18 protein-coding genes are annotated in these 18,873 nt (G+C 72.3%); 7 read left to right on the top strand and 11 right to left on the bottom strand.

Annotated features, from left to right (window positions below):
• The first annotated feature begins 158 nt into the window (after window positions 1-158).
• Window positions 159-629 carry a limonene-1,2-epoxide hydrolase family protein gene (locus NH2_RS12730; protein ID WP_067652984.1) on the top strand — a complete coding sequence of 157 codons (471 nt, stop codon included), beginning with the start codon at window positions 159-161 and terminating at the stop codon, window positions 627-629.
• Between the two features lie 4 nt (window positions 630-633).
• Here NH2_RS12730 and NH2_RS12725 read toward each other — a convergent pair whose 3' ends face one another.
• The gene (locus NH2_RS12725; RefSeq protein ID WP_067652982.1) at window positions 634-909 is read right to left on the bottom strand and encodes a hypothetical protein; all 276 of its coding nucleotides are present in this window, start codon (window positions 907-909) and stop codon (window positions 634-636) included.
• A 295-nt stretch (window positions 910-1,204) separates the two neighbouring features.
• Here NH2_RS12725 and phoH2 point away from each other — a divergent pair, with 295 nt between their 5' ends.
• Window positions 1,205-2,581, top strand: a complete 1,377-nt coding sequence (phoH2, locus tag NH2_RS12720; RefSeq protein ID WP_067652980.1) for an RNA 5'-3' helicase PhoH2 — start codon at window positions 1,205-1,207, stop codon at window positions 2,579-2,581.
• A 150-nt stretch (window positions 2,582-2,731) separates the two neighbouring features.
• The gene (locus NH2_RS12715) at window positions 2,732-3,589 is read left to right on the top strand and encodes an acyl-ACP desaturase (protein ID WP_067652978.1); all 858 of its coding nucleotides are present in this window, start codon (window positions 2,732-2,734) and stop codon (window positions 3,587-3,589) included.
• A 146-nt stretch (window positions 3,590-3,735) separates the two neighbouring features.
• Here the strand turns inward: NH2_RS12715 and NH2_RS12710 are convergent, their stop codons facing one another.
• From NH2_RS12710 to glpX, 6 genes are all read right to left on the bottom strand, one after another.
• Window positions 3,736-5,139 carry a class II fumarate hydratase gene (locus tag NH2_RS12710; protein WP_067652976.1) on the bottom strand — a complete coding sequence of 468 codons (1,404 nt, stop codon included), beginning with the start codon at window positions 5,137-5,139 and terminating at the stop codon, window positions 3,736-3,738.
• Between the two features lie 57 nt (window positions 5,140-5,196).
• Window positions 5,197-5,958, bottom strand: a complete 762-nt coding sequence (ehuA, locus tag NH2_RS12705) for an ectoine/hydroxyectoine ABC transporter ATP-binding protein EhuA (RefSeq protein WP_067652974.1) — start codon at window positions 5,956-5,958, stop codon at window positions 5,197-5,199.
• A gap of 10 nt (window positions 5,959-5,968) precedes the next feature.
• A complete protein-coding gene (ehuD, locus tag NH2_RS12700) occupies window positions 5,969-6,613 on the bottom strand; it encodes an ectoine/hydroxyectoine ABC transporter permease subunit EhuD (RefSeq protein WP_067652972.1) in 645 nt (214 codons plus the stop codon).
• Window positions 6,610-7,341 (bottom strand): ectoine/hydroxyectoine ABC transporter permease subunit EhuC, encoded by a 732-nt coding sequence (gene ehuC / locus NH2_RS12695; protein ID WP_067652969.1) that lies wholly within the window; start codon window positions 7,339-7,341, stop codon window positions 6,610-6,612. Before ehuC ends, ehuD begins: the two co-directional genes overlap by 4 nt.
• A 19-nt stretch (window positions 7,342-7,360) precedes the next feature.
• Window positions 7,361-8,260: an ectoine/hydroxyectoine ABC transporter substrate-binding protein EhuB gene (ehuB, locus tag NH2_RS12690; RefSeq protein ID WP_084505498.1), complete on the bottom strand. Its 900-nt coding sequence runs from the start codon at window positions 8,258-8,260 to the stop codon at window positions 7,361-7,363.
• Window positions 8,261-8,411: 151 nt separating this feature from the next.
• A complete protein-coding gene (gene glpX, locus NH2_RS12685) occupies window positions 8,412-9,455 on the bottom strand; it encodes a class II fructose-bisphosphatase (RefSeq protein WP_067652967.1) in 1,044 nt (347 codons plus the stop codon).
• A gap of 110 nt (window positions 9,456-9,565) precedes the next feature.
• Between glpX and NH2_RS12680 the strand changes: the two genes are divergently transcribed.
• A complete protein-coding gene (locus NH2_RS12680) occupies window positions 9,566-10,141 on the top strand; it encodes a DUF4245 domain-containing protein (protein WP_067652966.1) in 576 nt (191 codons plus the stop codon).
• A gap of 68 nt (window positions 10,142-10,209) precedes the next feature.
• Here NH2_RS12680 and NH2_RS12675 read toward each other — a convergent pair whose 3' ends face one another.
• The 3 genes from NH2_RS12675 to NH2_RS12665 are packed head-to-tail and all read right to left on the bottom strand — an operon-like array spanning window position 10,210 to window position 12,385.
• On the bottom strand, window positions 10,210-10,443 hold the full coding sequence (locus tag NH2_RS12675) for an exodeoxyribonuclease VII small subunit (RefSeq protein ID WP_067653552.1): 234 nt from the start codon (window positions 10,441-10,443) through the stop codon (window positions 10,210-10,212).
• Window positions 10,440-11,681, bottom strand: a complete 1,242-nt coding sequence (gene xseA / locus NH2_RS12670) for an exodeoxyribonuclease VII large subunit (protein ID WP_084505497.1) — start codon at window positions 11,679-11,681, stop codon at window positions 10,440-10,442. Before xseA ends, NH2_RS12675 begins: the two co-directional genes overlap by 4 nt.
• Window positions 11,678-12,385, bottom strand: a complete 708-nt coding sequence (locus NH2_RS12665; RefSeq protein WP_067652964.1) for a lipid droplet-associated protein — start codon at window positions 12,383-12,385, stop codon at window positions 11,678-11,680. Before NH2_RS12665 ends, xseA begins: the two co-directional genes overlap by 4 nt.
• Window positions 12,386-12,500: 115 nt before the next feature.
• Here NH2_RS12665 and NH2_RS12660 point away from each other — a divergent pair, with 115 nt between their 5' ends.
• A complete protein-coding gene (locus NH2_RS12660; protein ID WP_067652962.1) occupies window positions 12,501-13,511 on the top strand; it encodes a 4-hydroxy-3-methylbut-2-enyl diphosphate reductase in 1,011 nt (336 codons plus the stop codon).
• Here NH2_RS12660 and NH2_RS12655 read toward each other — a convergent pair.
• Window positions 13,508-14,254 carry a DUF6542 domain-containing protein gene (locus NH2_RS12655; RefSeq protein WP_084505496.1) on the bottom strand — a complete coding sequence of 249 codons (747 nt, stop codon included), beginning with the start codon at window positions 14,252-14,254 and terminating at the stop codon, window positions 13,508-13,510. The two genes, NH2_RS12660 and NH2_RS12655, sit on opposite strands and share 4 nt — an antisense overlap.
• A 150-nt stretch (window positions 14,255-14,404) precedes the next feature.
• Between NH2_RS12655 and NH2_RS12650 the strand changes: the two genes are divergently transcribed.
• Both NH2_RS12650 and NH2_RS12645 read left to right on the top strand, forming a co-directional pair.
• The gene (locus tag NH2_RS12650) at window positions 14,405-15,583 is read left to right on the top strand and encodes an exonuclease SbcCD subunit D (protein WP_067652960.1); all 1,179 of its coding nucleotides are present in this window, start codon (window positions 14,405-14,407) and stop codon (window positions 15,581-15,583) included.
• Window positions 15,580-18,762, top strand: coding sequence for an AAA family ATPase (locus NH2_RS12645; protein WP_067652958.1), 3,183 nt, complete (start codon window positions 15,580-15,582; stop codon window positions 18,760-18,762). The genes NH2_RS12650 and NH2_RS12645 overlap by 4 nt, the downstream gene beginning before the upstream one ends.
• The last annotated feature ends 111 nt before the right edge of the window (window positions 18,763-18,873 follow it).

The raw sequence follows: 18,873 nt of genomic DNA, 5'->3' as shown, positions 1-18,873 counted from the left end.
CTGTCTCGGGGTCTTTCCGGCGCCTCCGCGGCCTGGATAGCCGCCCGGCCGCGGCGGCGTCGTGCCAGGCACCGACCCGAGCCACGGATGCGTCCGGCCGGGCTCCGACACGGAGCCGAGGGCTGTCGCCGTGGCGGAGATCCGCCTATCGTCGGTACATGGCCGACGATCTGGAGACCACCCGCAACGGCGGCACGGCGCCGCAGTCGCTCAACGGCAGCAGCCCCGGCGCGCAGTCGGTGCGCACCGTCCGCGCCTTCCTGGAGGCGATGGAGCGCGGTGCCACCGACGAGGCGGTCGCGCTGCTGCATGCCGACGTGGTGTGGAAGAACACCACGCTGCCGGATGTGCGCGGCGCCCGCCGGGTAGCCGGGGTGCTGCGCGGCCTCGACCGCCCCGCCTTCGGCTTCGCGGTCGAGGTGCACCACATCGCCGCCGACGGCGCGGTGGTGCTCACCGACCGCACCGACGTGCTGCGCCTCGGCCCGGTCGCCATCCGGTTCTGGGTGATGGGCACCTTCGTGCTCCGCGAGGGCAAGATCGTGCTCTGGGACGACCACTTCAGCTGGGAGAACTTCCTGCGCGGCACCGTCGGCGGCGTTTTCCGCGCGGTGTTCTCCCGCCGCTGATCCGCTACCGGGAGTGCTCGGTGAGGTACTCCAGGTAGAAGGGGCGCAACTGTTCGGCGACCTCGCCCTCCCCGGCGTGCAGGTAGTCGTCGATGAGCGGAAGCACGTACTTGATGTCGGCCTCGCTCTCGCCGACCTTGCCCGCCGCGGCCTCGGCCGCCGGGATGCGCTTCAGCAGTTGCCACAGGTACTTCACGTCGCCGCGGCGCGCCGCCAGCTTGACGGCCCGGTCGTGCAGCTCCTTGGACGACAGTGCGGCGAGATCCTCTGGTACGGCCATGTCCGCGACTTTAACCGCAGCCCGGCCGAAATGCCGCTGCCTGCTCGTTAACGACATATTCACCGCCAGTCCCGCGCTACATGCAGCGCGGTGTCGGTGGTCGGCGGTAACTTCGTTGGTGCGGACCGCGTCGTTGTGGTTCGTACGGGAGGTCCTGACCGTGACTGAGGCAATCAGTACGAGGGGGCCGGCACCCGGCCCTCGTGGCGGTTGACGCAAGTCGGCCTTCATCAGGACGGACCGGTCCAGCGCGATCGTTCGTGCGGGTGCCGTGCGAACACTTTAGGAGCCCACCGTGACTGCTGCACGCTCCGTTTCCGCTCCCGCGTCGTCCATTTCACCGGCTGAAGCAGATTCCCCCCGCGGGGAAGCCGGGGACGGCTTGAAGACCTTCGTCATCGACACCTCCGTCCTGCTCTCCGATCCCTGGGCCTTCACCCGGTTCGGCGAGCACCACGCGGTCCTCCCGCTGGTCGTGATCGGTGAACTGGAGTCCAAGAGGCACCACCACGAGCTGGGTTGGTTCGCCCGCGAGGCGCTGCGCAACCTGGACGATCTCCGGCTGCAGCACGGCAGGCTGGACGAGCGGTTGCCGATCGGTACCGAGGGCGGAACCCTCCAGGTGGAGTTGAACCACACCGACCCCGCGGTGCTCCCCGTCGGCTTCCGCACCGACACCAACGACTCCCGCATCCTCGCCTGCGCGCTGAACCTGGCCGCCGAGGGCGCGCGGGTGGTGCTCGTCTCGAAGGACATCCCGCTGCGGGTCAAGGCCTCCGCGGTGGGGCTGGCGGCCGAGGAGTACCACGCCCAGGACGTGGTGACCTCCGGCTGGTCCGGGATGGTCGAGCTGGATGTCGCAGCCGATCGGGTGGACGCGCTCTACGCCGAGTCCTCGATCGACCTGGAGGAGGCGCGCGAGCTGCCCTGCCACGCAGGCATCCGGCTGCTCGGCCCGAACTCCAGCGCGCTGGGGCGGGTCACGCCGGACAAGCGGGTGCAGGTGGTGCGCGAGCGCGAGGCGTTCGGGCTGCACGGCCGCTCCGCCGAGCAGCGCATCGCGCTGGATTTGCTGCTGGACGAGAGTGTGGGCATCGTCTCGCTGGGCGGAAGGGCGGGCACCGGCAAGTCGGCGCTGGCGCTGACCGCCGGGCTGGAGGCCGTGATGGAGCGGCGCACGCAGCGCAAGGTGGTGGTGTTCCGGCCGCTGTACGCGGTGGGCGGCCAGGAGCTGGGGTACCTGCCCGGCAGCGAGAGTGAGAAGATGGGCCCGTGGGCGCAGGCCGTCTTCGACACCCTCGACGGGCTGGCCAGCCGCGAGGTGCTGGAGGAGGTGCTGAGCCGGGACATGCTGGAGGTCCTTCCGCTCACCCACATCCGCGGCCGCTCGCTGCACGACTCCTTCGTGATCGTGGACGAGGCGCAGTCGCTGGAGCGCAATGTCCTGCTCACGGTGCTCAGCCGGCTCGGCAGCGGGTCGCGGGTGGTGCTCACGCACGACGTGGCGCAGCGCGACAACCTGCGGGTGGGCAGGCACGACGGCGTCGCCGCGGTGATCGAGAAGCTGAAGGGGCACCCGCTCTTCGCGCACATCACGCTCACCCGTTCCGAGCGCTCGCCGATCGCGGCGCTGGTCACCGAGATGCTGGAGGAGTACGGGCCGAACGCCTGAGTTCGGTGGCCCGCCCGGCGGTCCCTCCCGGGGCCGCCGGGCGGTTGCCGATTGGTGACCGCCCCTGTGGGGAGGGGGTCGCACTGGAGTACCGCCCAGTTTCTCGACCGGGCATCCCCGCACCGGGCCGCGACCCGCTACCTTGTCTGCGTGCACACAGTGTTGACCGACCGTGAGTTGCTGGAGTCGTTGAACGACGAGGTGGAGCTGACCATGCACCGCCACGTCCAGATCGCCGACGGCTGGCAGCCGCACGACTACGTCCCGTGGTCCGACGGCCGCAACTTCGGCTTCCTCGGCGGCGAGGACTGGGATCCGAGCCAGTCCCAGCTGAGTGAGACGGCCAAGCTGGCGCTCACCGTGAGCGTGCTGATCGCCGACAACCTGCCCTCGTACCACCGGGAGCTGGGCAAGTCACTGCGCAGCGGGCCGTGGTGGCGCTGGGTCGGCCGCTGGACCGCGGAGGAGAACCGGCACGAGATCCTCATCCGCAACTACCTCATGGTCACCCGCTCGGTGGATCCGGTGGAGCTGGAGCGGCTGCGCATGGACCACATGACCAGGGGTTTCCGCCGCGCCCCGCTGCACCTGATCGACGTGCTGGCCAATGCCGCCTTCGAGGAGGCCGCCTCCGGGATCCGGCACCGCAATACCGCCGCGCTGAACGAGAACCCGATCGTCACCGCCATCGCCGAGCGCATCGCCCGCGACGACGAGCTGCAGGCGGAGTTCTTCGCCGACATCGTCGCCGCCGCCTTCGACCTGGCGCCGGATCAGACGCTGCGCGCCATCGCGGATCGGATCGCCGACTTCCGGGTGCCCACGGTGGCGCTGCCGGACGGGCGCAACAGTGACGATGTGCTGGCCGAGGCCGGGATCTACGACCCCGCCGACGAGAACCGGCTGGTCTTCGCGCCGCTGCTGGACCGGTGGAAGGTGTTCACCCGCACCGACCTGGGCGAAGAGGGCGAGAAGGCGCGCGCCGAGCTCGCGTATCTGAAGGGCTGACCTCCGCGGCGGGCGCCGGGGTGCCTGCCGCCTCGGCCGAGCCGGTCCCCGCCGTGCCGCGGGGGAGTCCGGCGACCGCCGCAGCTCCGCCGGGCCGTTCGCCGTGTCCCGGCCGGGCGCGGGTTCCGGCCGGCCGGGACGGCGCGTCAGCGGTCCGCGTCCACCCGCGCCATGGAGAGCACGTCCAGCCGGCGATCCAGCTCCTCCTCGCTGAGCTTCTCCCCGATGAGGTCCCGGTCGATCACCGTCTGCCTGATGGTCTTGCCCTCCTTCAGCGCCTCCTTGGCGACCGCCGCCGCCTCCTCGTACCCGATCGCCGAGTTCAGCGGGGTCACGATGGAGGGCGAGGACTCCGCCAGCGTGCGCAGCCGCTCGGTATTGGCGACCAGCCCGTGCACGCAGCGATCCGCGAAGAGCCGGGAGACATTCGCCAGCAGCCGGATCGACTCCAGCAGGTTGCGCGCCATCACCGGAATGTAGACGTTCAGCTCGAAGGCCCCGCTCGCCCCGGAGAACGCTACCGTCGCGTCGTTGCCGATCACCTGCGCCGCGACCTGGGTCACCGCCTCGGGCAGCACCGGATTCACCTTGCCGGGCATGATCGAGCTGCCCGGCTGCAGGTCGGGCAGCTGCAGCTCACCGAGCCCGGTGAGCGGCCCCGACCCCATCCAGCGGATGTCGTTCGCGATCTTCGTGAGGCTGACCGCGACCGTGCGCAGCGCCCCCGACGCCTCCACCAGCCCGTCCCGCGCCGCCTGCGCCTCGAAGTGATCCTGCGCCTCGCGCAGCGCCTCCAGATCGGTGCTGCGGCGCAGCTCGGCCACGACCCGCGCGCCGAAATCGGCGGGGGCGTTCAGCCCGGTGCCGACCGCGGTGCCGCCGATCGGCAGCTCGCCGAGGCGCGGCAGCGTGGCGAGTACCCGCTCGATCCCGGCCGCGATCTGCCTGGTGTACCCGCCGAACTCCTGCCCGAGCGTGACCGGCACCGCGTCCATGAGGTGCGTGCGGCCGGACTTCACCACGGTGCGCCACTCGGTGGACTTGTCCTGCAGCGCCAGTCGCAGGTGGTCCAGCGCGGGCACCAGCTGGGTGACCACGGCCTCGGTGGCGGCCAGGTGCACGGCGGTGGGGAAGGTGTCGTTGGAGGACTGCGACATGTTCACGTCGTCGTTCGGGTGCACCGTGACGCCCGCCTGCGCGGCGATCGAGGCGATGACCTCGTTGGCGTTCATATTCGAGCTGGTGCCGGAGCCGGTCTGGAAGACGTCGATCGGGAACTGGTCGTCGTGCTTGCCGTCCGCGATCTCGGTCGCCGCGGCCACGATGGCCTCCGCCTTGGCCGGGTCGAGCAGCCCGAGTTCCTTGTTCACCGCGGCGCAGGCCGCCTTGAGCAGCCCGAGCGCCCGGATCTGCGCCCGCTCCAGGCCGCGGCCGGAGATCGGGAAGTTCTCCACGGCGCGCTGGGTCTGCGCCCGCCAGAGCGCGTCCACCGGAACGCGGACCTCGCCCATGGTGTCGTGTTCGATGCGGTACTGCGTCTGCTCCGTCATATCTTCGACCCTATGCGGCCCCGTGGCGGCGTGGGGCCGCGCCGTTCGACCGCATGGTCAGTGCGCGAGGACCGCCTTCAGGAAGGCGCGGGTGCGCTCCTGCTGCGGATCGGTGAAGATCGCCGCGGGCGGGCCCTCCTCGACGATCCGGCCCGCGTCGAACACCAGCACCCGGTCGGCGACGTCGCGGGCGAAGTTCATCTCGTGGGTGACGATCAGCATCGTGATGTCGGTGGATTCGGCGATGGTGCGCAGCACGCCGAGCACGTCGGCGACGAGCTCGGGGTCGAGCGCGGAGGTGACCTCGTCGAGCAGCAGGATGTCCGGGTCCATCGCGAGGGCGCGGGCGATGGCGACGCGCTGCTGTTGCCCGCCGGAGAGCGTCGTGGGGTGGGCGTCCTCCTTGTCCTGCAGGCCGACCGTGGTCAGCAGCTCGCGGGCGCGCGCCTCGGCCTCGGTCTTGCTCGTGCCGAGCACGTGGATGGGTGCCTCGGTGATGTTCTGCAGCACCGTCATATTGGGGAACAGGTTGAACTGCTGGAACACCATGCCGATCTTCGATCGCGCGGCGCGCTGGTGCCGCGCCGAGGCCTTGACCAGTTTGTCGCCCCGGTACTCGTGGGTCAGCGGCTCGCCTTCGACCCAGATCACGCCGCCGTTCACCGGCTCGAGCGTCATCAACAGGCGCAGGATGGTGGTCTTGCCCGATCCGCTCGGGCCGATCAGCGCGACTCGTTCGCCGCGCCGCACCTGGAAGTCGAGGTGGTCCAGCACGACATGGGTGCCGAATTTCTTCACGACCTGGTCGAAGACCACCATCGGCTGATCGTCAGTAGGCAAGGCGCTTCTCCAGTCTCCGGATCAGGATCGAGGTCGGGTAGCTGGCCAGCAGGAAGATCACGCCTGCGATCGTGATCGGTTCCAGGTACTGGAACGTCTTGGCCCCGTACTGCTGGGCCGCGGTCACCATCTCGACCACGGTGATGGCGAACAGGAACGGTGTGTCCTTGAACATGGAGATGGCGTAATTTCCGAGCGCCGGGGTGGTGCTCCGGATCGCCTGCGGCAGGACCACGGCCCGCCAGGTGCGGCGAGTGGGCAAAGACAGCGCGTGCGCGGCCTCCCACTGCCCGCGCGGCACCGCGTCGATCCCGGCCCGGTACACCTCCGCCATATAGGTGGCGTAGTGGACGCCGAGCACCGCGACGCCGATCTGCAATGCGCTGAACTGCGGCAGCAGGTAGTAGGCGAAGAGAAGCTGAACGACCAGCGGGGTGAGCCGGACGAATTCGGTGACCATCCGCAACGGCACGGTGACGAACGCGGGCGCGGTGCGGCGGACCACCGCGATCGCCAATCCGAGCGCCGCCGCGATCAGGAACCCGAGAACCGTTGCCAGCAGTGTGATCCGGAAGCCTTCGAGCAGCACGGGCAGGCAGTCCGCCGCCCGCTCCCAGCTCCAATTCACGGTCATCGCGGGACCCCGACGCTCTCGTCCACTCGTTCCGGGCGCAGCCGGAGGATCTCGCGCATGCTCGGCCCCACCCCGAGCCGCGCCTTCGCCCCCACCTCGAGCAGGTTCATGAACAGCGTCAGCACGTAGGCGATGCAGAAGTAGAGCACCAGCCCGACCCCGAACGCGAAGACGGTGTCCCCGGTGCCGCGCCGCAGCTGATCGACCGCGTACGTCAGGTCCTGCAGCAGAATGAAACTGGCCAGCGCGCTGCCCTTCAGCAATTGGATCCACAGATTGCTCAGCGGCGGAATCATCTGCACCCAGGCCTGCGGGAAGATGATCCGATACAGCCGTTGCCACGGCGAGAAGTTCAGCGCCAGTGCCGCTTCCCACTGCGCCGCCGGTATCGCGGCCAGCGATCCGCGGACCACCTCGGCGGCGTAGGCGCCGTAGTTGAGGCCGAGTGCGAGGATGCCGCAGAACATCGGCTCCAGCTCGTAACCGAAGAGCGGCAGCACGTAGAACAGCCAGAACAACTGCACCAACAGCGATGTGCCGCGGAAGAATTCGACGATCACCCGGGCGCCGCCGCGCAGCACGCGCCAGCGGGCGCGGGCCGTCACGCCGAGCACCAGTGCCAGTCCGAAGGCCAGCGCAGCCCCGCCGAGGGTCAGGTAGACCGTCGTCAGGATGCCTTCCTGGATGCGCGGCCAGGCCTCGAGGAGGGCATCGATATCGTCACGCACGTCCCGGGCTCGCGCGGCCTCAGACGGTACCCGCGCACAGATCCGCGGTGGTCAGCCCCGGGTCCGGCAGTTCGGCCTCGGTGAAGCCGAAGGGGCCGACGATCTCGAGGTAGCGCTGCGGATCCGCGGTGATCTTCGCGAGTTCGGCGTTGTAGGCATCGAGCAGCTCCCGGTCGTCGGTGCGGAACACCGTTCCGCCCGCGCCGATCTGCGGCTTGCCGTCGATGACCGCCACGAACGACGGCGTCACCTCCACCGGCGCGTTCGGGTTGTTGTTCTTCAGCCAGTTCAGCGAGATTCCGGTGAGCGCGAAGACGTCGGCCCGGCCGGAGGTGACCGCCTCCATGCCGTCCAGCGGCGTCGCGACCTGCGTGCCGTCGATGCCGAGGCGCTCGGCGTAATCCGACTCGATGGCGCCGGTCATGGTGGCCAGCCGGGCGCCGCTGTTCGCGACCGACTGCATGTCGCTCAGCCGCAACGGATTGCCCTGCGCCACCATCAGGGCGGTGGTGTAGTCGAACTCCGGATCACTGAACGCGGCCTGCTCGCAGCGCTCGGGCAGGATCGACATGCCCGCGCTGACCACATCGAATCGGTTGGCCTGCAATCCCGGGATCAGGGCGCCGAAGTCGGCGTTCACGCCCTCGACGCTCGGCACCCCGAGTTCGGCGAAGATCGCCCGGTGCAGCGCGACGGTGGCGCCGGTCAGCTGCCCGTTCTGCTCGAACGAGTACGGCGCCTCACCGGCGAAGCCGACCGTCACGGTGCCCGATTCCCTGAGCTCTTCGAGCAGGTTGCCGCCGCCGGAATCGGTGGACGAGCACGCCACCAGGCTCGCGGCGAGTACCGCGGCCCCGGTGACGGCCCGCAGCCACCTGCGGTGTCCGAGTGTGGTCGATGCCTTGAACGTCGGTGCCATGGAACTGAGCCTCCCTGGTCGCGGCCGCGCCGCGCGTCTGCGACGAGCAGACCCGACGCACGTTGCGACGCCCGGCCTACCGCTCGTTCGCTTCGTCTCCTCGGAACCTAACACGGGTGGCGCCGGTGGCTCAGCTCATCGGCACGCGCGCTCAGGGCAGCGGGGGTGCCGCCTTGTCGTCGCCGTCGAAGTCGACCGAGGAGTACTCGCGCAGCTTCGTGAGGCGGTGGTAGGCGTCGATCATGCGCACCGTGCCGGACTTGGAGCGCATGACGATGGAGTGCGTGGAGGCGCCGCCGCCGAAGTAGCGCACGCCGCGCAGCAGGTCGCCGTCGGTGACGCCGGTGGCGCAGAAGAAGACGTTCTCGCCGGAGACCAGGTCCTCGGTGCCGAGCACGCGGTCCAGGTCGTGGCCGGCGTCGATCGCCTTCTGCTTCTCCTCGTCGTCCTTCGGCGCCAGTTTGCCCTGGATCTCGCCGCCCATGCAGCGCATGGCGGCGGCCGCGATGATGCCCTCCGGGGTGCCGCCGATGCCGACCAGGATGTCGGTGCCGGAGTCGGTGCGGGCCGCGGCGATGGCGCCCGCCACGTCGCCGTCGGAGATCAGCCGGATGCGCGCGCCGGCGTCACGGACCTGCTGGATCAGCTCGGCGTGGCGGGGGCGGTCCAGGATGCAGACGGTGAGATCGGACTTGTGCAGCCCCTTGGCCTTGGCCACCCGGCGGACGTTCTCCGAGATCGGCACCGAGATGTCCACCACGCCGGCGGCCTCGGGGCCGACCGCGATCTTGTGCATGTAGAAGACCGCGGAGGGGTCGAACATGGCGCCGCGCTCGGCCACCGCGAGCACCGAGATGGCGCCGGGGGAGCCCTTGGACATGAGCGTGGTGCCGTCGATCGGGTCCACCGCGAAGTCCACGTCCGGCCCGGTGCCGTCGCCGACCGCCTCGCCGTTGTAGAGCATGGGCGCCTCGTCCTTCTCGCCCTCGCCGATCACCACGATGCCGCGCATCGACACCGAGCTGACCAGCTGGCGCATGGCGTCCACGGCCGCGCCGTCGCCGCCCTCCTTGTCCCCGCGGCCGACCCAGCGGCCCGCGGCCATCGCACCGGCCTCGGTGACGCGGACCAGCTCGAGCGCGAGGTTGCGGTCGGGTGCCTCACGGCGGCTCGGTGCGGGCGAAGTTGCCGTCATCGCGGGGTGCCTCCTTGGTTCGGAAAATCCACCGCGATTGTCTCACTACGACCGGTACGCCCGTACACCCCTGTGTGTGGGCTGCGCCGCAGGTGGGGATACTGGGAGTTGTGCCATCCTCGAAACCACGCATCCTGCACGACTACAAGGATCTGTTCCTCTCGCTGATCCCGCTGGTGCTGATCGCCGTGGTCTTCGCCGGGCTGGCCAGCCAGTGCAGCTTCACCGCGACCGGGCCGACCGAGGGGCGGATCCCGCACTTCGACGTCGACGCGGCGCTCGGCTCCGACGCCCGCACCCTGCCCTTCCCCATCCGCAACCCGCAGCTCCCGGCGGACTGGACGCCGAACTCCGGCAGCCGCGAGACCATCACCGGGGCCGGTGGCGGGCCCATCAGCTCGGTCGGCTACATCACCGGGGAGGGCACCTACCTGCGGCTCTCGCAGAGCAGCGCCGCCGAGGAGCAGATGGCGCGGTTCGTGCTCGGGTCTCGGTACCCGACGGGGACGGTCGACGTGGACGGGACCAGGTGGGTGGTCTACAGCGAGCCGACCGAGGAGAACGCCTGGGTCGCCGACCTCGGCGCGGTGCGGGTGCTCATCACCGGCGCGGGGAACGAAGATGCCTTCCGCACCCTGGCGGGGGCGGTCACCGCGGCGCAGCCGCTGACGCCGCCGTCCCGGTGACGCGGTAGGCACGGTGACGGCCGGCGCATCCGTGCCAGCCCGGTTCGGGTGTGCACGGCGGCGCGGCCCTACTCCTCGTGCTCCAGATCCGCGCGGGCGAGCGCGTTCTCCACCCGCTCGCGCGCACCGGCGAGGTGCTCCTCGCACCGAGTGGCCAGCGCCTCCCCCCGCTCCCAGAGCGTGAGCGATTCGTCCAGGTCGAGCCCGCCCTGCTCCAGCATCTTCACCACGGTGGCGAGCTCGTCGCGGGCCCGCTCGTAGCCGAACCCCGCGATCTCATCGGACTCGTCCGGCACGATCAGGCTCCTGTCCTCTCGATTCCCAGCGCGGCCGCGCTGATCGCGCCGTCCGCCACCCGGATGCGCAGCTGGCTGCCCGCGGGCGCCTCGTCGACGGCGCGCACCACGTGCCGTTCGGCCCCATTGACGCGCTGCACGACAGCGTAGCCGCGCGCCATGGTCGCGGCCGGACCCACCGCGACCAGCTTCTCCCGCAGGTGCCGCAGCGCGGTCTCCTCGCCGCCCACCCGGTGCTCCGCGCACCGCCGAGCCGCGCTCCGCAGCCGCTCCACGTCTTCGGCGCGCCGCTCGACCTCGCGCAGCGGGTCGGCGAGCACCGGGCGCGAGCGCAGCTGGGCCAGCGCCCGCTCCTCCCGGCGCACCCAGCCGCGCAGCGCCCCCGCGGCGCGCTCGCGCAGCTCGCGCACCCCGGCGAGCTCGGCGGCGGCGTCCGGCACGATGCGTTTGGCGGCGTCGGTCGGGGTGGCGGCGCGCAGGTCGGCGACGTAGTCGCTGAGCGGGCTGTCCGGCTCGTGCCCGATCGCGCTCACCACCGGCGTGGTGGCCGCCACGATGGCCCGGCACAGCGCCTCGTCGGAGAAGGGGAGCAGATCCTCGACGCTGCCGCCGCCGCGGGCGAGCACGATCACCTCGACCGCCGGATCGGCATCCAGCTCGGCCAGCGCCCTCAGGATCTGCGGCACCGCCGCCGCGCCCTGCACGGCGGTATTGCGGATCTCGAATCGCACCGCGGGCCAGCGATTCCGCGCGACGGTCAGCACATCGTGCTCGGCCGCGCCGCCGCGCCCGGTGATCAGCCCGACGGTGCCGGGCAGGAAGGGAATCGGCCGCTTGAGCCGCGGGTCGAAGAGCCCCTCGGCGTCCAGCAGCGCGCGCAGCCGCTCGATCCGGGCAAGCAGCTCCCCGACGCCGACCGCGCGAATCTCCAGCACCCGCAGCGAGAGGCTGCCGCGCGCCGGATAGAACTGCAGCTTTCCGTAGACCACCACCCGGGTGCCCTCGCGCAGCGGCACCGGCGCCGACCGCACCAGCTCCGGATCGCAGGTCACCGTGAGCGACATGTCCGCCGACGGATCGCGCAGTACCAGGAACGCGGTCCGCGTCCCCGGCCGCAGCGAGATCTGCGTGATCTGCCCCTCGACCCACACACTGCCCAGCTTGTCGATCCACTGCGCGACCTTCATGGAGACGGTGCGCACCGGCCACGGCTGCTCCGCGGAGTTCGCGGGGCCGGAGGTCACTGCGCCCGCACCGTGGCGATCCGGTTGGTGAGCATGGTGAGGAACGGCGCGCGGGCCTGGGTCTGCTCCTCGTAGGCGAGCAGCGCGGAGAGTTCGTCGACGGAGAGCATGCGCAGCCGGGCGCGCAGCTGGGCCAGCGTCATGCCGGGGTAGTCGTACTTGACCGCGACCTCGGGCAGCTCGGGGCCGCTCGGCCCGGGCGCCTCGGCCTCCGGCTGCGCCTCGGCCTCCGGCTCGTCGACCGGCTGCGGCGCGGAGCCGGTCTCCAGTGGCTGCTCCGGGGTGATCTCGGTCACAGTCGCGATGGGCTCGTCCGTCACCGGCTCGGCCGCGATCTCCGGCGCGCTGTAGCTCGGCACCGCGGCGCCGTGGCCGTTCCCGCTGCCGACATCGTCGCCGGTGTAGCGGTCGAAACGGCTCACCCTGGCGTCGGGGGCGAAATCGTCCCGGTACTCGTCGAGATCCTCGTCGAAGGTCGCCCACTCCGGTTGTTCCACCGGATTGCCGCCGAGGCGCTCGAAGACCGCGTCGCCCTTGAGCGCCAAACTGGTGACGAACTGCTGCACGTGCATCGATGTCTGCAGCAGCTGGCTCACCGCGGTGATCGGGAGATGAATTGCCGCGCTGGGCAACCTGCGGCTCTCTTCGAGGGCGTACACGGCGGCGCCGGCCGCGACCCTGGCCAGGAACGGTGGTCGGAACATGGTCCCAGCCTGCCCGAAACGGTGTGTGATGCAAAGGACGAGTGTCACGGGGTGTCATTCTCCCGTGCGCCACCGCCGCGGGCGGCACCCGGTTCGGGTCCGTATCCTGTGGGGCATGTCCTCGGCTATTTCCCTGAACGTCGGAATCGCGCGCTCCGCGAGCGCAGGTTCCGCCGACGCCGCCGATGCGAAGCGGGTGCTGCTCGCCGAACCGCGCGGGTACTGCGCCGGCGTCGACCGCGCGGTGGAGACCGTGGAGAAGGCGCTGGAGAAGCACGGCGCCCCGGTCTACGTCCGCAAGGAGATCGTGCACAACCGGCACGTCGTGGAGACGCTGCGGGAGCGCGGCGTGATCTTCGTCGACGAGACCGACGAGGTGCCCGCTGGCGCCCTGCTGGTCTTCTCCGCGCACGGCGTCTCGCCCGCGGTGCACACCGCCGCGGCCGAGCGCGACCTGCGCACCATCGACGCCACCTGCCCGCTGGTCACCAAGGTGCACCAGGAGGCCAAGCGCTTCGCCCGCGACGACTTCGACATCCTGCTGATCGGCCACGAGGGGCACGAGGAGGTGGAGGGCACCGCCGGTGAGGCGCCCGACCACGTCCAGCTCGTGGACGGCCCCGGTGGGGTCGACGGCGTCACGGTGCGCGACGAGAACAAGGTCATCTGGCTCTCCCAGACCACGCTCAGCGTGGACGAGACCATGGAGACGGTGCGGCTGCTGCGGGAGAAGTTCCCGCTGCTGCAGGATCCCCCCAGCGACGACATCTGCTACGCCACCTCGAACCGGCAGACCGCGGTCAAGGCCATGGCGCCGGAGTGCGACCTGGTGATCGTGGTCGGCTCGCGCAACTCGTCCAACTCGGTCCGGCTGGTCGAGGTCGCGCTGAACGCCGGCGCCAGGGCCGCGCACCTGGTGGACTACGCCCGCGAGGTGGACACCGCCTGGCTGGACGGAGTTCGCACGGTCGGCATCACCTCCGGCGCCTCGGTGCCGGAGATCCTGGTCGAAGGGGTGCTCGAGCTGCTGGCCGAGCACGGCTTCGGCAATGTGCAGCCGGTGACAACGGCGAACGAGACGCTGGTCTTCGCGCTGCCCCGCGAGCTGCGCCCCGCCCGCCGCTAGCGTTTGGGCTTCGGCTTGCGCCGATCGTCGTCGCGGTCGCGGTAGCGCACGGTCGGCCGGGCCGGTGCCGCGCCCTCGCGGCGGCGCGGCGGCTCACCCTCGCGCTCCCTGGTCGCCGAGCGCCCGGACCCTCGGGCTTTGCGCGGCGGCGCCGCCTCGGCGGGCGGCGCGGCAGGCCGCCGCGACGGCCCCGGCAGCAGCTCCGTCTTCATATCGCTGACATCGTCCTCCGGCTCACCCCGCGACCGCCGCGCGCGCTCCGCCGTCTCGCGCAGCGAGGAACCGCGCCCCCAGCTGGTGCCGCGCCGCCCCTCGCTCGCCTCGAGGCTCGCGTCCTCGCGCCGCCGCTGCCAGATGCGGGCGCCGCCGACCGCGAGTACCAGCACGGTGGCGAGCAGCATGGCCGGAAACCGGTTCACCAGCGGGATCGCCAGGTTGAGCAGGATGTCCCTGATCGAGGTCGAGCCGCCCTCCACGAGGAACTGGTACGCCAGCGGCACCGAGGCGAAGAGCAGCAGCGGCGGCAGCACCATGGCGGTGAAGAGCCCCCGGTACCGCACCGCGAGCACCGCGAGCAGGCAGCCCAGCACGTACGCCCCGGAGAAGACCAGCGTCAGCTCGCTGCCGCCACCCGCGGCATCGACTCCGAACCCCACGATCGTGCAGGCAACCGCGATCAGCACCGCCACCGGCGCAGGCACGCCCCGGACCGCGGGCAGGACCGAGCGCTGCGATGCCGGCACGCGGGGTCGCACACGTTGGGAAGCAGCCACGTAGTGCACACTAACCCGCCGTCGGCCGGTGGGACGGAACGGCGGGTCGGTTCCCCCGGACGCCCCGGTCACCGCGTGGATGTTTGAACTGTGTCGGTGCCGTGGCCTAGGTTTCGCGGCATGCGGCTGCTGCACACCTCCGACTGGCACATCGGGCGCACCTTCCACGGCGTCGATCTGCTTGCCGATCAGGCCCGTTCGCTCACCGCCATCGCCGAGCTGGTCGCCGCCGAGTCGGTCGACGTCGTCCTGCTCGCGGGCGACGTCTACGATCGCGCCATCCCCAGCGCCGACGCCATCGCCGTCTGCAACCGCGGCTTCGAGGCCATCCGCGCCGCGGGCGCCCGCATCGTGGCGACCTCGGGCAACCACGACTCCCCGGCCCGGCTCGGCGCGGGCGCCGGTTTCGCCGCCGCGGGCGGGCTGCACCTCTGCACCACCGTCGCCGCCTGCGACCGGCCGGTCCTGCTGGCGGACGAGCACGGCACCGTCGCCTGCTACGGCATCCCCTACCTGGAGCCGGAGATCACCCGCGCGGAACTCGACGTCCCGCAGGCCCGTTCGCACGCCGAGGTGCTCGACGCCGCGATGGCCAGGATCCGGGCGGATCTCGCCGCCCGCGGCGCCCCGCGCTCGGTGGTGCTCGCGCACGCCTTCGTGACCGGCGGCGAGGCCACCGGCTCCGAGCGCTCGATCGCGGTCGGCGGGGTGGAGACGGTGCCCGCCGCCGCCTTCGCGGGTATCGACTACGTGGCGCTCGGGCACCTGCACTCGCCGCAGACGCTCACCGCGGCGGTGCGCTACTCCGGCTCCCCGCTGCCGTACTCGTTCGGCGAGCGCTCGCATCGCAAGGCCGTCTGGCTGGTCGACCTGGACGCCGACGGGCTGGGCGAGGTGCGCAGGGCCGAGCTGCCCGTGGTCCGCGGCCTGCGCGCGCTCTCCGGCACCCTGGACGGGCTGCTGGCGGATCCGGCGCTGGACGACGCGGTCGATGACTACGTCTCCGCCACGCTCACCGACCACACCCGCCCGGTGGAGCCGCTGCGCAAGCTGCGGGAGCGTTTCCCGCACGCGGTGCACGTGGAATGGGTTCGGCCGGAAGGTAATCCGGAGCTGCGCTACCGTGAGCGGGTGCACGGCAGGCGGGATATCGAGATCGCCACGGGCTTCGTCGGCGACGTCAGGGGTGCGCCGTCCGCGGGCGAGGTCCAGCTGCTGGAGCAGGCACTGGCCGCCGCGGTCACCGAGCGCGAGGCCCCCGCGGCGGCAGCTCCGGAGCCGGGCGAGCTCTCCGCATGAGGCTGCACCGGCTGGAGCTCACCGCCTTCGGCCCGTTCGCGGGCAAGACCGTGATCGATTTCGACGCGCTCGGCGCCGACGGCCTCTTCCTGCTGCACGGCCGGACCGGCGCGGGCAAGACCACCGTGCTCGACGCCATCGCCTTCGCGCTCTACGGCCGGGTGCCCGGCGCCCGCGCGGAGAGCAAGCGGCTGCACTCCGACCACGCCCCCGCGCAGACCCCGCCCAGCGTGCTGCTGGAGGCCACGCTCGGCGGCCGCCGGGTGCGGATCGGCCGCACGCCGGAGTTCGAGCGGCCGAAGCGGCGCGGCGACGGCACCACCAAGGAGCCGCCGAAGGCCACGCTGACCTGGCTGGACGGCAAGGGCACGAACCTCTCCCGGATCCAGGAGATCGGCGACGAGATCCTGCGGCTGCTCGGCATGAGCGCCGACCAGTTCTTCCAGGTGGTGCTGCTCCCGCAGGGCGATTTCGCCCGCTTCCTGCGCGCCGAGAACGAGGACCGGGAGAAGCTGCTGGAGAAGCTCTTCGACACCGAGCGCTTCGGCGCGGCCGAGCACTGGCTGGCCGAGCGGCGCCGGGTGGCGGCGGGCGAGCTGGAATCCAGGCACCAGAGCATCGACCGGCTGGTGGCCCAGGTCGGGGTGGCGGCGGGGGAGCCGGTGACCACCGCCGTCGCGCCGTCCGAGGCGGTCGGCTGGTCGCAGGGGCTGCTCGCCGCCGCCCGCGCCGCCGGCACCGAGGCCGACGTCAGGGTGCGCGGCTGCCGGACCGGCTACGACGCCGCGAGGCAGGCGCTCGATACCGAGCGCCGCGCCGCCGAGCTGCGCGCCCGCGCCGCCACCGCCCGCGCCCAGCTGGCGGCGCACGCCGCCGACGCCGAGCGCAGGGCCGCGCTGCGCGCCGAGCTCGACGCCGCCCGCAGGGCCGCCCCGGTGGCGGCCGCGCTGGCCGAGGCGCGCGCCGCCGTCCGCGAGGCCCGCGCCCGGCTGGAGTCAAGGGCCACCGCCGCCGCGAAACTCGGCGCCGCGCTCACCGAACCGGCGGCAGCCGATATCGCCGGGGTGGCGGAGCTTCCCGTCACCGACGGCGTGGTCACCCCGGCCGCGGATCTCGATGCGGCCGTTCGGGTCTGGAGCGGCCGCATCGGCGCGCTGGACGAGGTCGCCGCCGATGCCGCCACCGCGCAGCGGCTCGGCGCCGAGCTCACCGAGCTGCGCGGCCGGGAGACCCGGCTGGCCCGCGAGCTCGACGAACTCGCGGGCCGCAGGGACGCCCTGCCCGCCCGGCTCGCGGATGCCGAGATCCGGCTGCGCGAGTCCGAGACCGCGGTTGCCGCGCTGCCCGCGCTGACCTCCGAGATCGACCGGCTCGGCGCGGCGGCCACGGCGGCGGTCCGGCTGGCCGAGTGCAGGCGCGAACTCGACGTCGCGCGGGTGCAGTTCGAGACCGTGCGCGCCGCGCACACCGACGCCCGCGAACAGGTGCTCGACCTGCGCGAGCGCCGCCTGGCCGGGATGGCGGGCGAGCTCGCCGCCGCGCTCGCCACCGGGCAACCCTGCGCGGTCTGCGGCTCCGCCGAGCACCCGAAGCCCGCCGCCGCCGCGGCCGAGGCCGTCTCCGAGGCTGCCGAGGCGCGTGCCCGCAAGGCCGAGCAGGCCGCCGAGCGGGCCAGGGACAGCGCGCTCGCGCTCGTCACCGAGCTGGAGCGGGAGGCGGAGGCGCTGGCCGCGCGGGGTGGCGACGCCGACCGGGTCGAGCTCGCCGCCGCCCTGCGCGATGCCACCCTGCGCGTCGAGGACGCCCGCGAACTCGCCGACGCCCGCGACCGCACCGCCTCCGAGGTGGAGCGGCTGCGTGCCGAATCCGCAGGCATGCAGGACCAGCTGCGCGAGTACGAAACCCAGCGCGGCACGGTGCGCTCCGCCATCACCGCGGGTGAGCAGCGGCTGGCCGAGCTCACCGAGCGGTTGCGCGCCGCCGCGGGCGCCGACACCTCGCTGGACCGCCGCCGCGACCGGCTGCGCGCGCTGGTGCGCGCCGCCGAAGGGTTGCGCGCGGCGCGGGATCAGGTGGGGAGCGCGGTCGAGCGGGTGGAGTCGGTGGCGAATCGGGTGGAGGGGGTCGCCGGAGCGGAAGGGTTTGTGGAACCCGACACATCGCGTGCCGCAGACGCGGATCACTCCGGCGCGGATCTCGGGAGACTGTTCGACCTGCCGGGTGAGCCCGAAGCCACGGACGCGCCCGCCTGCCCCTCGCCGGAGGGCGATCCCGCGGGCGCGGCCGACCTGCTCACCGCGGCGATCACCCGCCTGACCACCGTCTCCGACCTGGTCACCCCGGCCGCCAGGGACCCCCGCTGGCAGACCGACACCGAAGCCGAGCTCGCGGCAGCCGACCGCCTGCGCGACCGCGCCGAGACCGTCCTCGCCGAGCCGGAGGTCGGCGCCGCCCTCGGCACCGAACCGGCCGACCTCGACACCCTCCGCGCCCAGCTCACCGAGGCGCAGGAGCAGCGCGACCGCGCCATCGCCGAGCAGGCCGAGGCCCAGCGCCGCGTCACCCAGCTGGAGGAGCTCGGCGGCCAGCTGTGGGCCGCCGTCGACCTGGTGGCCCCGGTGCAGGCCCAGTTCGAGGAGTTGGCCGGGCTGGCCGAGGTGGTCGCGGGCCGCGGCGAGAACAACCGCAGGATGTCGCTGCGCTCCTACGTGCTCGCGGCGCGCCTGGAGGAGGTCGCCGTCGCCGCCTCCGAACGGCTGCGCCGCATGTCCGGCGGCCGCTACGAATTCGTGCACTCCGACCGGGCGGGCCCGCGCGGCCGCCGCGGCGGCCTCGGCCTCGACATCCGCGACGACTACACCGGCCACGTCCGCCCCGCCAAAACGCTCTCCGGCGGCGAGACCTTCATGGCCTCGCTCGCCCTCGCGCTCGGCCTCGCCGACACCGTCGCCGCCGAATCCGGCGGCATCGTCCTCGACACCCTCTTCATCGACGAGGGCTTCGGCGGGCTCGACGCCGACACCCTCGACGCCGTCATGGGCGTCCTGGACGAACTGCGCGCCGGTGGGCGCGTGGTCGGCATCGTCAGCCACGTCGACGAGATGCGCCAGCGCATCCCCAGCCGCCTGCACGTCGTCCGCGGCCGCGATGGCTCCTCGCTCCGCGCCACCGTCGCCTGAGGGCGGTTGCGGCGGATCCGCGACAACAGCTCCTCGCGGCCGCCCGCCGCCTCAGTCCCCGATGCGACCGGTCCCGGGGCCCGGGGCGACTCCGTTCCCGCGGCCGCCCGG

The sequence above is a fragment of the Nocardia harenae NBRC 108248 genome (assembly GCF_001612885.1).
Classification (GTDB): domain Bacteria; phylum Actinomycetota; class Actinomycetes; order Mycobacteriales; family Mycobacteriaceae; genus Nocardia; species Nocardia harenae.
Note: the sequence above shows the minus strand (reverse complement) of the source record. Positions and strands in the feature narration are given on the sequence as shown.